This is a genomic window from Burkholderia arboris (assembly GCF_038723655.1).
Lineage (GTDB): Bacteria > Pseudomonadota > Gammaproteobacteria > Burkholderiales > Burkholderiaceae > Burkholderia > Burkholderia arboris.
Genome location: NZ_CP109822.1, coordinates 1006101 through 1019832, shown reverse-complemented (window position 1 = coordinate 1019832; position 13732 = coordinate 1006101). Strand labels below are relative to the sequence as shown.

Genomic DNA, 13732 nt, shown 5'->3' with positions numbered 1-13732 from the left:
CTTGCAACGCATTGCATTCGTAAATTCGTCAGACTAATATCGACGCCACTTGTCCGGCATTCACAAAATGCTGAACGAGGAGCGGGAATATTTTTCCGGCGATTTCATGTTGAATCACTCATGTTCACCACAGGAGAATTGACATGCAGGAAACCCAGCAGATCGAATTGCTTGACTGGATGCAGGAAGACACGCACCCCGAGGCCGTCGACATGATGGTCGAGGATGCCGTGGTGCCGTTCGGCACCGCGCTCTGGCCGGTCTGAGCGGGCCACCCGTTCTCGCGGAAGGGCTTCGGCCCTTCCGCCGCTTCCGGAGATACGCATGCTGAACCTGCACCGCGCGCTCGGGTTTCACCCCGCACTGCGCGACAAGCTGGCACGCGGCGAGTCGGGAAAACTGCTGGTCGGCCATGACACCCGCAACCGCGATATCGCGTTGCGCGCCTTTTCCGCCCTGCCCGAATCGCTCGACGCCACGACCCTCTGCCTCGAAAGCACCGCGCCGGCCGACATCGCCGCCGCGCTCAATGAAGCCGACCTGTTCGTGCTGCTGTACGACTCGTCGTGCCTGCCGGCCCCGTCGCCGAGCGGGCCGCCGTTCCTCGCCGCGATCCGCCCCGCGATCGTCGAGCACTGGAGCAAGTCGGTCCTGTTCAAGGATTACGGCCCGCATCTCGACGAGGCGTTCGCCGAATCGCTCGACGACATTGCCGCACGTAACGGCCGGCTGATCGACGCGGCCAGGCACGCATCGCAGATCCGCTTCATCGACGAAGCCGGCAACACGCTGACGGGCTCGCTCGCGCCGGACCAGAAATGGACGAGCGTGGACGGCATGGGCAATCTCGACGTCGTGCCCGGCGAGATCGCGACGCACGTGACCGACCTGAACGGCTCGGTCGTGTTCAGCGGCACGTTTCTCGGCACCGTGCCGTTCGCGATCAAGTACAAGGTGGCCGAGCGGCTCGCGACGCTGCAGGTCGAACACAGCACGATCGTCGATTTCGACACCGACGACGCGGGCTTCCGGCGCGATTTCACGACTTATCTCGACCGGCACGCGAATCACCGGCGCATCGAGGAATTCGGCATCGGCACGAACCTCGGCATCCGCGGGCTGTACGGCCGCAACGCCGGGTTCGAGGAACGCCACCCCGGCCTGCATCTCGGGCTCGGCGGCGGCGAAAACGGCAGCCACCACCTCGACCTGATCTTCGCGCGCGGCACGCTCGCGCTCGACGAGCGGATCGTGTTCGACGGCGCGTTCACCGTCTGACGAGGTAGCGGGTTGCGTGCTCAGGCTTCGGCGGCAGGCGGGTCGCCGAGCCACTTGAACATCACGAGGCAGTCGACGAACCCGAGCCGCGCGTGACGGTATGCGCGCGGCAGCCGGCCGACGATCTCGAATCCCAGCTTCTGCCACAGCGCGACCGCGACCTCGTTCGTCGCGACCACCGAGTTGAACTGCATCGCGAGGAAGCCGCGCTCGCGCGCGACCTGCTGCGAGTGTTCGCACATCAGGCGCGCGACGCCGCGTCCGCGCGCGGCCTCGCTCACCATGTAGCCGCAGTTGCTTACGTGCTTGCCAGGCCCCGCCGCGTTCGCCTTCAGGTAGTACGAACCGAGCACGACGCCATCCTCCTCGGCAATCCACGTGCAAAGCGGCGCGCCGAGCCACAATGCGCGCGCCGCTTCCTCTGTCGGCGCGGAATCGAATGCATAGGTTTCCTGAGCAGCGACGATGGCGCGATAGATCGGCCAGAAGCGCGGGAAATCGTCCTCGGTCATCGGGCGAATCGTGATCATGCAGGTTCTCTCGTGTTGGCGATGTCGACAGGCAAGCAGCCGATCGTACCGCGATTCATTGACGATTGCCCGCTCGCAGCGCCGCGCAGCGATACGCGCCCGGCGGCACGCCATACCAGCGCTTGAACGCCTGCGAAAAACTCGACAGGTCGCTGAAACCGAGCCGCTCGGCCACTTCCGCGAGCGACAGCCGCGCGTCGCCGAGCAGCGTCTCGGCCATCGCGCCACGCGCCTGCGCAAGCAGCGTACGAAACGTCGTCCCTTCCTCCTGCAGCCGGCGCTTGAGCGTGCGCGGGCTCGTGTTCATCAGCCGCGCCATGTCGTCGAGCGAGAACGGCGCGCTGCCGGGCGTCGAGCCCAGGTACTGGCGCACCATCTCCGACGTGCCCACGCGCGCGCGCCGCGCTTCGACGAGTTGCCCGCAGATCTGTTCGCACATCGACACCGTCAGCGGATTCGCATGCGGCAGCGGCCGGTCGAGAAACCCGCGGTCGAACGCGAGGCTGTTCGCGCGCGCCGAGAACGCCGGCTCGATGCCGGCGATGCGCGGCACGACAAGCGACGTCGAGCGCGCGGCCTGCAGCGTGAAGTGCGACAACGTGAAATCGCCGCTGGCGATTTCCTGCAGCAGCACGGCCGCGGCCGTCATGTCGCGCTCGACGAGGAACCGGCTCAGGTCGCCGTCGAGTTCCGGCGCGCCGAAGTTGAGCACGCCGGTATCGGGCGCCTCGCGGTACGTGATGACGGTGTACGCGTACGTGAGCGGCAGGAAGCGCATCGCCAGCGCAAGCGCGTCGCGCCCGGTCGCGCTCGCGATCAGCCCGTAGCCCCACACGCCGTACGCGGAGAAGTGATAGCGCAGGCCGACCTCGAACCCGAGGCCCTGCGCACGGCCGAGCGCGCGCAGCAGGTTGCCGGTCAGCCGCAGTTCCTGCGCGGCCGTCACCTCGACTTTCGGATCGTCGAGTTGCGCATCCGCGAGGCCCGTACCGGCCAGCAGCGTCGTGTGCGACACGCCGCGTTCGTCGCCGAAATCGACCAGCAGCCGGGCGCTGGCCGGACTCCGGGTGAAATCCCAGAAGCTCATGCGGAGAAACCCTCGAAGCGCCGATTTGGCCCAAATACTAAAACAATTGTCCCCAAGCAGCATTGGTGTTTTCCCATGCGGCCCGCACCATCGGCGTCATCCAGTCGTCGCCCGAACGACCCCAACGCCCCAGGAGGAGACACCATGCGACCGCGTCGCCCGACCGATCCCGCCGCCCGCTTCGCACACCGCCGCGCCGCCTGCGCCCGCATGCCGGCGCGCCTCGCCTGATCCATCGACTACCGAAGCAAGGAGACGATTCCATGAGCAAGACCTTCGACTACATCGTCGTCGGCGGCGGATCGGGCGGCTGCGTCGTCGCGGGGCGCCTGACCGAGGATCCGGCCGTGACCGTGTGCGTGCTCGAGGCCGGCGGCCGCGGCGACAGCGCGGTCGTCAACGTGCCGACCGGCGCGGTGGCGATGATGCCGACCCGCCTGAACAACTGGGCGTTCGACACGGTGCCGCAGCCGGGGCTCGGCGGCCGCATCGGCTACCAGCCGCGCGGCAGGACGCTCGGCGGATCGTCGGCGATCAACGCAATGGTCTACATCCGTGGCCATCGCGTCGACTACGACGGCTGGGCCGCACTCGGCAACGAAGGCTGGGCGTACGACGACGTGCTGCCGTACTTCCGCCTGAGCGAGCACAACGAGCGCTTCGACGATGCGTGGCACGGTCGCGACGGCCCGCTGTGGGTCAGCGACCTGCGCACCGGCAACCCGTTCCATGCGCGCTACCTGGCAGCCGCGCAACAGGCCGGCCTGCCGCTCACCGACGATTTCAACGGCGCGCAGCAGGAAGGCATCGGGATCTACCAGGTCACGCAGAAGCACGGCGAACGATGGAGCGCGGCGCGCGCGTACCTGCTGCCGCATCTCGGCCGTCGCGACAACCTGACGGTCGAAACGCACGCGCAGGTGCTGCGCATCCTGTTCGACGGCACGCGCGCGAGCGGCGTCGAAGTCCGCCAGCACGGCGAAGTCCGCACGCTGCACGCACGGCGTGAAGTCGTGCTTGCGGCCGGCGCGCTGCAGACGCCGCAGTTGCTGATGCTGTCGGGCGTCGGCCCCGGCCGCGCACTCCAGCAGCTCGGCATCGCGGTGCAGGCCGACCTGCCCGGCGTCGGCCGCAACCTGCAGGATCATCCGGATTTCATCTTCGGCTATCGCACGCGCAGCGTCGACACGATGGGCGTATCCGCACGCGGCGGCCTGCGGATGCTGCGCGAGTTCGCGCGCTTTCGCCGCGAACGGCGCGGGATGCTGACGTCGAATTTCGCGGAAGGCGGCGGTTTCCTGAAGACGCGCGCCGATCTCGCCGCGCCGGACATCCAGCTGCATTTCGTCGTCGCGCTCGTCGACGACCATGCGCGCAAGCTGCATGCCGGCCACGGACTGTCGTGCCACGTGTGCCTGCTGCGGCCGCGCAGCCGCGGTTCGGTCACGCTGAGCAGCGCCGATCCGCTCGCGGCGCCGCGCATCGATCCCGCGTTCTTCGACGATCCGCGCGACGTCGACGACATGGTCGCGGGCTTCCGCATCACGCGCCGGCTGATGGAAGCGCCGGCGCTCGCGAGCTGGATCACGCGCGACCTGTTCACCGCGAACGTGACGACCGACGACGAGATCCGCGACGTGCTGCGGCGGCGCACCGACACCGTGTATCACCCGGTCGGCACCTGCCGGATGGGCCGCGACGAATGGGCCGTCGTCGATCCTCAACTGCGCGTGCGCGGCCTGCAGGGGCTGCGCATCGTCGATGCGTCGGTGATGCCGACGCTGATCGGCGGCAATACCAACGCGCCGACGATCATGATCGCCGAGAAGGCCGTCGACCTGATGCGCGGCGTGAGCCGTGTGCCCGCGCGGTCGCACGATGAAGCCGTCGGTCCGTCGACGGATCGCGATGCCGCTCTTTCCGCGTGCGCCACGCACGATGCCGTCCAGCCTGAGGAACCCCGCCATGCTGTCGCCTGATCCTTCCCGTTCCGCCGACTCCGCCGCACCGCTGGCAGCGATCGTCATCGGTGCCGGCTTCGCCGGCATCGGCATGGCCGTCGCGCTGCAACGCGCCGGCATCCACGATTTCGTGATCGTCGAACGCTCGCACGACGTCGGCGGCGTATGGCGCGACAACCGCTACCCGGGCGCCGCGTGCGACGTCCCCTCGCACCTGTACTCGTTTTCGTTCGAGCCGAATCCGGCCTGGTCGCGCATGTTCGCGCCGCAACCGGAAATCCACGCGTACCTGCAGCATTGCGCACGCAAGTACGGCCTCGCGCGCTACCTGCGCTTCGGCGCCGACGTCGACCATGCGCGCTACGACGAAGCCCGCGCGCCGTGGCACGTCACGCTCAGCGACGGCACGACGCTGAGCGCCGCGCTGCTCGTCAGCGGCACCGGCCAGTTGAGCCGTCCTGCGCTGCCCGACCTGCCCGGCATCGACACGTTTCGCGGCCGCGCATTCCACTCCGCGCACTGGGATCACGACTATTCGCTCGCCGGCAAGCGCGTGGCCGTGGTCGGTACCGGCGCATCGGCGATCCAGTTCGTCCCGGCGATCGCCGGCAGCGTGCAGCACCTGACCGTGTTCCAGCGATCGCCGGCCTACGTGATACCGCGCCCCGACCGCGCGTATCGTCCGTGGGAGAAGGCGCTGTTTCGGCGGATGCCGTGGGCGATGAAACTGCATCGCGCTTCGATCTACATGCGCTACGAATCGCGTGCGATCGCGTTCACGCGCCTGCACGGACTGATGAAAGTGGCGGTCGCCCGGCCGTTCCGCAAGCTGCTCGCGCGCGACGTGCCGGACCCCGCACTGCGCGCACTGCTCACGCCCGACTACCCCATCGGCTGCAAGCGCCTCCTGCTGTCGAGCGAGTACCTCGCGACGATGAGCCGCGACAATGTCGCGCTCGTCACGCAGCGGATCCGGCGCGTGACGGAGGACGGGATCGAGACCGTCGACGGCGTCCATCATCCGGTCGACGCAATCGTCTACGGCACGGGGTTCGCGGCCACCGAGTTCCTGTCGCCGATGCGCATCGCGGGCCGCGACGGGCTCGACCTGAACGACGTGTGGCGACGCGGCGCGCAGGCGTATCTCGGGCTCACCGTGCCCGGCTTTCCGAATTTCTTCATGCTGTACGGCCCGAACACCAACCTCGGTCACAACTCGATCGTCTACATGCTCGAAAGCCAGATCGCGCACGTGATGCGCTGCGTGCGAGCGATGCGGCGCAACGGTGCGCGCGAGATCGACGTCGACGCACGCCGCTACCGGCGCTTCAACGCGCACGTGCAGCAGCGGCTCGCCGGTTCGGTGTGGAGCGGCTGCAAGAGCTGGTACGTCGATGCATCCGGGCACAACAGCACGAACTGGCCGGGCTTCACGCTGACCTACCGGTGGATCACGCGCTTCACCGGCACGTCCGCGTACCGCTTCGCGCATCCGCTGCCCGGGCCGGCCGCGCCGGTGCACGGCACGGTGGTCGCGCCGCCGGCCAGCCGGCTGGAGGCGCTCGCGGCGGCTTCGCTGCGCGGCTTCCTGCGCATCGCGTTCCGGCCGCTGATCGGGCCGCCGTTCGGCGCGCGCACGCAGCGCCGTGTCGTCGCGCTGCTGTCGCCGCTGATGCCCGGCGCGGGCGGCACGCTGCGCTACCGCACGTCCGCGTGCCACGTGCCGGTCGAAGTCGTCGCGCCGAAGCGCGGCGATACCGGCGGCGCGATCCTGTATCTGCACGGCGGTGCGTTCTGTCTCGGCGGGCCGCATACGCATCGCGGCGTGACGACGCGGCTCGCGAACGATGCCGGCCTGCCGGTGTGGGTGCCCGATTACCGGCTCGCGCCCGAGCACCCGAGCCCGGCCGCGCTCGACGATGCGCTGGCCGTGTACGACGCGATGCGCGCGCAGGGATATGCGCCGCACCGGATCGTGATCGCCGGCGACTCGGCCGGCGGCGCGCTGGCCCTCGCGCTCGCCATTGCGCTGCGTGCGCGCGGCGAACCGGCCGCCGCCGCGCTGCTGCTGATCTCGCCCGTGACCGACCCGGCGCTCGGCGGCGCGACGCTGGCCTCGCGCCGCCACGACGATCCGATGATCCGGCGCGGCTGGCTCGAACAGGGGCTGCGCTGGTATCACGGCGCCGGCTCGGCCGCCGCGCGCGGCCCGCTCGACACCGACCTGCGCGGCCTGCCGCCGATGCTGATCCAGGCCGGCGACCAGGAGGTGCTGCTGTCCGATGCGCAGCGGCTCGCCGATCATGCGCACGCATGCGGCGTGCCGTGCCGGCTGGAGATTCATGCCGCGCGCTGGCACGTGTTTCATCTGCAGGCGTTTTACCTGCGCTCGGCGCGGGATGCGTTGCGCACGCTCGCGGGGTTTGCATCGCAACGCGTCGCCGCGACGGCTGGACGCTGAAACGGGCGTGCCCGGCGGTCGGCACATGGCCGGTCGCCGCGGCGGCTTGCGGCGAAGCGACACCGTCTTGCAAAAACCGGCCGTTTATTTTTTTCCGCCGCGCGCGGCCGTCATGATCCCCGCAAGCCCCGGCGTGCCGCCGGGGTGACAACCACCCCACTCTGGCGGACACATCATGAAAAGAAGGCACACCCTCAACGCGCTTGCGCTGCTCTGCTGCGTCGGCATCCAGTGCGCGACGTCGGCGTTCGCCGACGAACCGAAGAAGGTCGCATTCGTCGACACGGGCAACACCGGGCGCAGCGTGATGGCCGAAGCGATTGCCGGCCAGCTGATCGCGCAGCGCCATGCGCACATCGCGGTGATCTCGCGCGCAGTCGACGAAGATCCGTATGACGAAAAGCCGGAAGAGAACGGTGTGATCCTGATGAAGCGGCGCGGCATCGACACGTCCGCGCACCGCTCGGTGCAGTTGAACGCGAACGACGTCAAGCATTCCGACGTGATCCTGACGATGACCGACAAGCACAAGGAGAAGGTGCTCGCGCTCTATCCGTCGGCCGCCGGCAAGGTCTTCACGCTCGCCGAGTATGCGTCCGGGAAGCACCTCGACGTGCCCGATGCTTGGGGCAAGCCGATCGACTTCTACGAGTCGGTGACCGCGCAGCTCGACACGTACATTCCGGCCGCGCTCGACAAGGTCGCGACGATCGCGCCGGCGAAGCAGTAACGCGGGAAGCCTGTCGGCCGCCGGACGCGCAATGCGCTGGCGCCGGCGGCTTGCCGCTACTCCCGCCCATCCGTCCTCGACGGCGCTTGCCCCGTCATCGCGCCATCGACACCGGCCATTCGGCCGAATCGCCACGCCTCGTACCGGAAGAAAGAATGACCGTGGGCCGGGAAATCGCGGTATCGCACGCCATCCCCGAACGGCAACCCAACGCTGAAAACCCTGCTGGCTGTGCTCAAGACCGTCGGCCTGCGCCTGTCCGTCGTCCCCGCGCAGCCCGCACGCGCTTGAGCGGCACCGTCCCGCTCACGGCCTGACCATCCACACGAGCAGCATCTCGGCGGGCGCGGCCGCCATCCCCGCCGGCGGATGCTCGATCGTCGGCTCGACCGCCAGCGCCTGCGCGATCGCCGCCGCATCGTCGATCGTCGTCGTGCGCACGATCGTCATCAGCCGGGCCGGCCGGCGCAGCGTCTCTCGATACAGCGCGCCGTACCACAGCGGCCGCATGCCGAGCGCGTCCTGCAGCACGTACGGATAACGCCACAGCCGCAGTACGAAGCGGCTTTCCGGATGGGCCGGATCGGCGCGGACGAACACGCGCCGCGTGCTTTCGCCATGCGTATAGCGCGGCAGCACGGGCAGCGCGTCGGCCGGCGCCTGCGGCAGCAGCCAGCGCAGCGCGGTGGCCGGCGACCACGGCGTCGCGCGCTGCCAGCCGGCCTGCGCGAGATGCCGGTCGAGCGTGTCCGACGTCGCGCTCCATTGCAGCGGCAGATACTCCTCGCGATCGCCGCCGATCTCGGTGCGCCGCGTCGGCACGCGCTGCCATCCGCCGCGCAGCCACTGGTCGACGGTCATCGCGACCACGTCGCCGACATGCGGGCGCGACGCGCGATCGAGCTGCCATTGCGCGGGCACCGTCCATACCGCGGCCGTCGCGAGCACGACCACCACCGCGACGAGCGCGCCCCGCGGCTGCACCTGCTCGCGCACACGCCAGTACGCATAGGCGCCGGCAAGCAACGCGAACCAGGCCAGCCCGAGGCTCCAGCCGCCGAGCAGGCCCGACAACCAGGTATCGCCGACGTACAGCCGCGCGAACCCGCCGAGCACGATCCACAGCACGACCGCCGTCACGACCGGAATGCGCCACCGTGCTGGCCGGTCGCGCGTGAGCACCCAGCCGAGGCCGCTGCTCGCGAGGATCGCGAACGCGGCGTCGGCATCGGGCAGCGGCACGTGCAGCGCGCCGGGCGGCAGGCTCGCGGGCGTCGCGCCCGGTACGCCCGCGCCGAACGCCGGCACCAGCACGACGGCGACGCCGACCGTCGCAAGCCACCACGCGGCATTCAGCCAGCAGCGATGGATCATCAGCCAGACCAGAAACGCGGCCGCGACGATCAGCCCCGTATCGTGCCCGTGCAGCACGGCAAGCGCACTCATCGCGGCATCGACGGGCGGCGTACGCAGGTTCTGCAGGAACGCAAACAACGCGATGTCCGCATGCATCAGCGGATCGTTCGCGACGACGTCCTGCACGATGCCCGCGAACAGCCACACGCAGCCGACGAACAGCAGCGCGAGCACGGGCACGGCGCCCGGCAGGCCACGCAAGTACGCGATCGCATCGTGCAGCCGCGCACCGAAGCGCGGCCAGCGGTGTGCGCATGCGTGCACGGCTTCGACGAGCACGCGGCGCAACAACGGCCAGCCGCGCCGCAGCGCGACGCGTACGCCGATCCACACGAGCGCGACCAGCGCGGCGACGACCAGCAGGATCGCGGCGACCCGCACGCTGATCGCCGCGGCCAGCGCGGCCGACGCGCCGAACAAGATGCCGGGTGCGACGTGCACGGGCGCCCATACGAGGGCCGACACGACGTTGACCGGATAGAACGACCGGCGCGGCAGCGTCGCACAGCCGACGACCACCGGCACGACCGCACGCACCGGCGCAAGGAAGCGCGCGAGCACGATGCTCTTCATCCCGTGACGCAGCACGAACTCCTCGCCGCGCGCGTACGCGTTCGCATAGCCGAAGCGTGCCCACGCATTGCGGATCATCCCGCGGTAATGCCGTCCGAGCTCGTAGCTGATCCCGTCGCCGATCACCGCGCCGACGGCCGCGACGCCGATCGTGGTCCACCCGTCGAGTGCGCCCGCGCCGATCAGCGCACCGGCCGCGAACATCACGGCGCCGGCCGGCACGACCGTGCCGATCAGCGCGATCGCCTCGGCGCACGCCGTCACGAACACGATCGCCAGCACGAGCAGCGGATGCGCGCCGATCGTCCCGATCCACGCGTGGATCGTGTCGCTCATGGCACGCACCGTGGCGAAACGATCCGGCGGACGAACACCGGGTCGGCGATGGCATGGGGAACGGTCATGGCGAGGTGCGCGCGGTCGAGCCGGCGTGAACGGTCAATCGAACTCGTGCTGCCGCGCGTCGGCCTCGAGCGGCGCGTCGTGGTAGCCGACCGTCGCGATCTCCTGCAGATAGCGCGCGAGAAACGCGCCGATCGAGCCGGCGGCCTCGTATTGATGCACGTGACGGAATTCGTGGGTCAGCAGGCGGCGCGTGTCCTGCCCGCGCAGCACGTACACCGCATGACCGAGCGTGAGGCCGATCGTCCCCGGCGACAGCAGCCCCGTGTCGCGGGCAATCGCGGCCAATGTGGAGGTCTCGGGAAACGGCATGCGGTCAACGATCACGAGGCGGACCCGCTCCGGCCGCGCAACGCCCACCGTGCGCGCGTCGTCGGCCTGCGCCGGCGTCAGCGGCGCGCCCTGCGCGATCCCGCGCGCCGCCTCCGCATCGGCCCATGCGATCGCAGCAGGCAGGGCGGACGGCAGGATATCGGCAAGGTCGATCATCGCGGGGCTCCTCGGCGGGTGGCGTGGCGAGTGCATTGGCATCGGGCACCAGTTTAGTCCCGAATCAGGACGGTTCGCGGAGCGGTTCCCGTGACGCCGTGCCGGCCCGCCCATTGCGCAGCAGTCACCCGGGAATACCCTGATCCGCAAGCGCTTCGCATCGTACCCTTTCCGGCTGATTATTTCGTTTCAGTACACATTCGGCTCCAAGCTATCTCGAAAATTTCCCGGATGAGTACCGTTTTTGGGTCCGACGGAATATATTGGTCAGAAGAACGGCCGCGGCGACAACCTGACAAGCAGTTCGCGGCGTCATCCCGAAGAGGGTCGCTAGATGATCAGGGTAATTCTGGCTGACGATCACGCAGTCATGCGGGACGGACTGCGTTACATCCTGGAAATGGCCGGCGGTTTCGAGATCGTCGGCGAGGCGAGCGACGGCTCGGCCACGCTCGCGCTGGCCGAACGCGCCGCTGCCGACGTGCTGCTGCTCGACCTGTCGATGCCCGCACCGACCGGCATCGAGCTGATCCGCCTGGTCAAGCACCATGCGCCGTCGCTGCGCACGCTCGTGCTGACGATGCACGCCGAGGCGCAATACGCGGCGCGTGCGTTCAAGGCCGGCGCCACCGGCTACCTGACGAAGGACAGCGCGACGGCCGAGCTCGTCGAGGCCGTCGGCAAGGTTGCAGCGGGCGGCGTGTACGTGAGCCCGTCCGCGGCCGAAAGCCTCGCGCGCACGTTGCGTGCGCCGGCTCAGACCTTGCCGCACGAACGGCTGTCCACCCGCGAGCTCGACGTGATGCGCCGCATCGTCGCGGGCCAGACCGTCACGCAGATCGCGTCCGAACTCGCGCTGAGCGCGAAGACGGTCAGCACGTACAAGACTCGGATCCTCGAGAAAATGGAATTGCCGCACGAAGCCGCACTGGTCCGCTATGCGGTGCGCCACGACCTCGACCCCGGCTCCGACGACGCATGACGACCGCCTTCCCCTTCCCGCCCGCGCCGCCGGACGACGACGATCCCGACGCGTCGCGCCTGTTCATGTCGTCGCTGCCGCCGGGCCGGCGCGAACGGCGGTTCGCGCTCGCGACCGTGCTCGTGTCGGCCGCGATCTTCGCCGTGCTCGCGCCGTTCGCGGGCATGCCGCTCGCGCCCGGCTGGGCATTCATTCCGGTGTACCAGTCGGCGATCGTCGTCAACGACATGGTGACGGCCGGCCTGCTGCTCGGCCAGTACGCGATCCTGCGCCAGAAGCCGCTGCTCGTGCTCGCGGGCGGCTACCTGTTCACGGGCTTCATGGCCGGCACGCACATGCTGACCTTTCCCGGCCTGTTCGCGCCGAAGGGCCTGCTCGGCGCCGGCGACCAGACCACCGCATGGCTGTACCTGTTCTGGCATGGCGGCTTTCCGCTGGCGGTTTCCGCCTATGCGCTGCTGCGCGCGACGTCGCGCGCACGCCCGATCCCGACCCCGCAGCGCCGTGCGGCGATTCCGGTGGTGTTCTGCATCGCGTCGGCGGTCGCCGCGACGGTCGCGCTCGCGCTGCTCGCGACCGCCGGCCACGACCTGCTGCCGCGCATCATGAACGGCAACCGGATGGCCGCGACGATGACGAACGCGATCACGGTCGTCTGGGGGCTGAACCTGATCGCGCTGATGCTGATGTGGTGGCAGCGGCGCCGCCATTCCGTGCTCGACCTGTGGGTGATGACGGTGCTCGTCGCGTGGCTGTTCGACATCGCGCTGTCGTCGATGCTGAATCACGGCCGCTACGATCTCGGCTTCTACGCGGGGCGCGCATACGGTCTCGTCGCGTCCGGCGTCGTGCTGTTCGCAATGCTGTTCGAGAACGGCCGGCTGCATGCGCAGACGGTGCGCGCGCTGGCCGGCGCACGTTACCAGCATCTGCTCGTCGTGCAGAAGAGCGCGCAGCTGAACGATGCGAACGAACGGCTCGAACAGCGCGTCGCCGCGCGCACCGCGCAACTGAGCGCGTCGAACCGCGACCTGCGGCGCGAAGTCGAGGAGCGCGTACGCGCGGAGCGGGCGCTGCAGGCCTCGCGCGAAGAATTGCGCGAGATTGCCGCGATCAGCGCCAGCGCACGCGAAGCCGAGCAGCGCCGCATCGCGCGCGAACTGCACGACGAACTCGCGCAGACGCTCGCGACGCTGAAGAACGATCTCGAATGGCTGATCGACCGCGTACCGCAGGACGACGCGCAGCTCGCACGCAAGATCGCGGCGATGCATACGCTGGCGCGCGGCGCGGTGGCCGCGACGCGGCGCATCGCGTCCGACCTGCGCCCGCTGATGCTGGATGACCTCGGCTTCGCCGCGGCGATGCAATGGCTCGTGGAAGATTTCCGGCACCGTCACGGGATTGCGTGCTCGCTGCACGTCGAGCCGGCCGAGCTGCAACTCGACGAGCCGTATGCGACGGCCGTGTTCCGCATCGCGCAGGAAGCGCTGGCCAACATCGCACGGCACGCGGCCGCGTCGCGTGCGAGCGTCGAACTCCTGTACGGCGGCGATGAGATCGCGCTGACGATCCGCGACGACGGCGCGGGATTCGATCCTGCCGTGCCGCGCAAGTCAGGTTCGTTCGGGCTGGTGGGATTGCGCGAGCGCGCGTATCTGGTCGGCGGCACGCTGCGGATCGCGACGACGCTCGGCGAAGGCACGACGGTCGAGGTCGAGATTCCGCTGACGCATGCGCCGGCGGCGGTCGCGCATGGCGGGAATGGGGGGGTGCGGATCGATCGCTGACCGAGGCGGCAATATCGGCGAATGCCGGCTGCC

General features: G+C 69.3%; 11 protein-coding genes and 1 pseudogene. 8 read left to right on the top strand and 4 right to left on the bottom strand.

The genetic code is table 11. From position 1 onward, the window contains the following. The first annotated feature begins 143 nt into the window (after positions 1-143). Entirely contained in the window at positions 144-266 is a 123-nt protein-coding gene (locus OHZ10_RS21905) for a hypothetical protein (RefSeq protein WP_006479692.1), read from the top strand. Between the two features lie 58 nt (positions 267-324). Continuing rightward, a complete protein-coding gene (locus OHZ10_RS21900) occupies positions 325-1278 on the top strand; it encodes a hypothetical protein (protein WP_059237560.1) in 954 nt (317 codons plus the stop codon). Between the two features lie 20 nt (positions 1279-1298). On the opposite strand, the gene OHZ10_RS21895 is transcribed toward OHZ10_RS21900, so the two are convergent. Beyond that, complete coding sequence (locus OHZ10_RS21895; protein WP_342705774.1) at positions 1299-1808, bottom strand: N-acetyltransferase; 510 nt, start codon at positions 1806-1808, stop codon at positions 1299-1301. Positions 1809-1863: 55 nt separating this feature from the next. Next, positions 1864-2895, bottom strand: a complete 1032-nt coding sequence (locus OHZ10_RS21890) for an AraC family transcriptional regulator (protein WP_342705773.1) — start codon at positions 2893-2895, stop codon at positions 1864-1866. 263 nt (positions 2896-3158) lie between these two features. On the opposite strand from OHZ10_RS21890, the gene OHZ10_RS21885 reads away from it, so the two are divergent. The 4 genes and pseudogenes from OHZ10_RS21885 to OHZ10_RS21870 form a co-directional block, all read left to right on the top strand. Then, positions 3159-4874 carry a GMC family oxidoreductase gene (locus OHZ10_RS21885; protein WP_256086723.1) on the top strand — a complete coding sequence of 572 codons (1716 nt, stop codon included), beginning with the start codon at positions 3159-3161 and terminating at the stop codon, positions 4872-4874. After that, entirely contained in the window at positions 4861-7317 is a 2457-nt protein-coding gene (locus tag OHZ10_RS21880) for an alpha/beta hydrolase fold domain-containing protein (protein ID WP_342705772.1), read from the top strand. Before OHZ10_RS21885 ends, OHZ10_RS21880 begins: the two co-directional genes overlap by 14 nt. A 175-nt stretch (positions 7318-7492) precedes the next feature. After that, positions 7493-8047 carry a protein tyrosine phosphatase gene (locus tag OHZ10_RS21875; RefSeq protein ID WP_059237564.1) on the top strand — a complete coding sequence of 185 codons (555 nt, stop codon included), beginning with the start codon at positions 7493-7495 and terminating at the stop codon, positions 8045-8047. Positions 8048-8218: 171 nt separating this feature from the next. Next, positions 8219-8338: pseudogene (locus tag OHZ10_RS21870) on the top strand (DNA-binding protein); the annotation flags it as partial. 15 nt (positions 8339-8353) lie between these two features. Here the strand turns inward: OHZ10_RS21870 and OHZ10_RS21865 are convergent. After that, positions 8354-10372 carry a VTT domain-containing protein gene (locus tag OHZ10_RS21865; RefSeq protein WP_342705771.1) on the bottom strand — a complete coding sequence of 673 codons (2019 nt, stop codon included), beginning with the start codon at positions 10370-10372 and terminating at the stop codon, positions 8354-8356. Positions 10373-10474: 102 nt separating this feature from the next. After that, on the bottom strand, positions 10475-10927 hold the full coding sequence (locus tag OHZ10_RS21860; protein ID WP_059237566.1) for a hypothetical protein: 453 nt from the start codon (positions 10925-10927) through the stop codon (positions 10475-10477). A 334-nt stretch (positions 10928-11261) separates the two neighbouring features. Between OHZ10_RS21860 and OHZ10_RS21855 the strand changes: the two genes are divergently transcribed. Together OHZ10_RS21855 and OHZ10_RS21850 are read left to right on the top strand one after the other, a co-directional pair. Further along, the gene (locus tag OHZ10_RS21855) at positions 11262-11909 is read left to right on the top strand and encodes a response regulator transcription factor (RefSeq protein WP_342705770.1); all 648 of its coding nucleotides are present in this window, start codon (positions 11262-11264) and stop codon (positions 11907-11909) included. Further along, positions 11906-13699 (top strand): sensor histidine kinase, encoded by a 1794-nt coding sequence (locus OHZ10_RS21850; protein ID WP_342705769.1) that lies wholly within the window; start codon positions 11906-11908, stop codon positions 13697-13699. The genes OHZ10_RS21855 and OHZ10_RS21850 overlap by 4 nt, the downstream gene beginning before the upstream one ends. Positions 13700-13732: the final 33 nt, after the last annotated feature.

Coding starts and splice junctions, on each gene's coding strand:
- OHZ10_RS21855 (WP_342705770.1), top strand. CDS start 11,262: ATGATCAGGGTAATTCTGGCTGACGATCACGCAGTCATGCGGGACGGA.
- OHZ10_RS21900 (WP_059237560.1), top strand. CDS start 325: ATGCTGAACCTGCACCGCGCGCTCGGGTTTCACCCCGCACTGCGCGAC.
- OHZ10_RS21850 (WP_342705769.1), top strand. CDS start 11,906: ATGACGACCGCCTTCCCCTTCCCGCCCGCGCCGCCGGACGACGACGAT.
- OHZ10_RS21890 (WP_342705773.1), bottom strand. CDS start 2,895: ATGAGCTTCTGGGATTTCACCCGGAGTCCGGCCAGCGCCCGGCTGCTG.
- OHZ10_RS21865 (WP_342705771.1), bottom strand. CDS start 10,372: ATGAGCGACACGATCCACGCGTGGATCGGGACGATCGGCGCGCATCCG.
- OHZ10_RS21885 (WP_256086723.1), top strand. CDS start 3,159: ATGAGCAAGACCTTCGACTACATCGTCGTCGGCGGCGGATCGGGCGGC.
- OHZ10_RS21860 (WP_059237566.1), bottom strand. CDS start 10,927: ATGATCGACCTTGCCGATATCCTGCCGTCCGCCCTGCCTGCTGCGATC.
- OHZ10_RS21905 (WP_006479692.1), top strand. CDS start 144: ATGCAGGAAACCCAGCAGATCGAATTGCTTGACTGGATGCAGGAAGAC.
- OHZ10_RS21875 (WP_059237564.1), top strand. CDS start 7,493: ATGAAAAGAAGGCACACCCTCAACGCGCTTGCGCTGCTCTGCTGCGTC.
- OHZ10_RS21895 (WP_342705774.1), bottom strand. CDS start 1,808: ATGATCACGATTCGCCCGATGACCGAGGACGATTTCCCGCGCTTCTGG.
- OHZ10_RS21880 (WP_342705772.1), top strand. CDS start 4,861: ATGCTGTCGCCTGATCCTTCCCGTTCCGCCGACTCCGCCGCACCGCTG.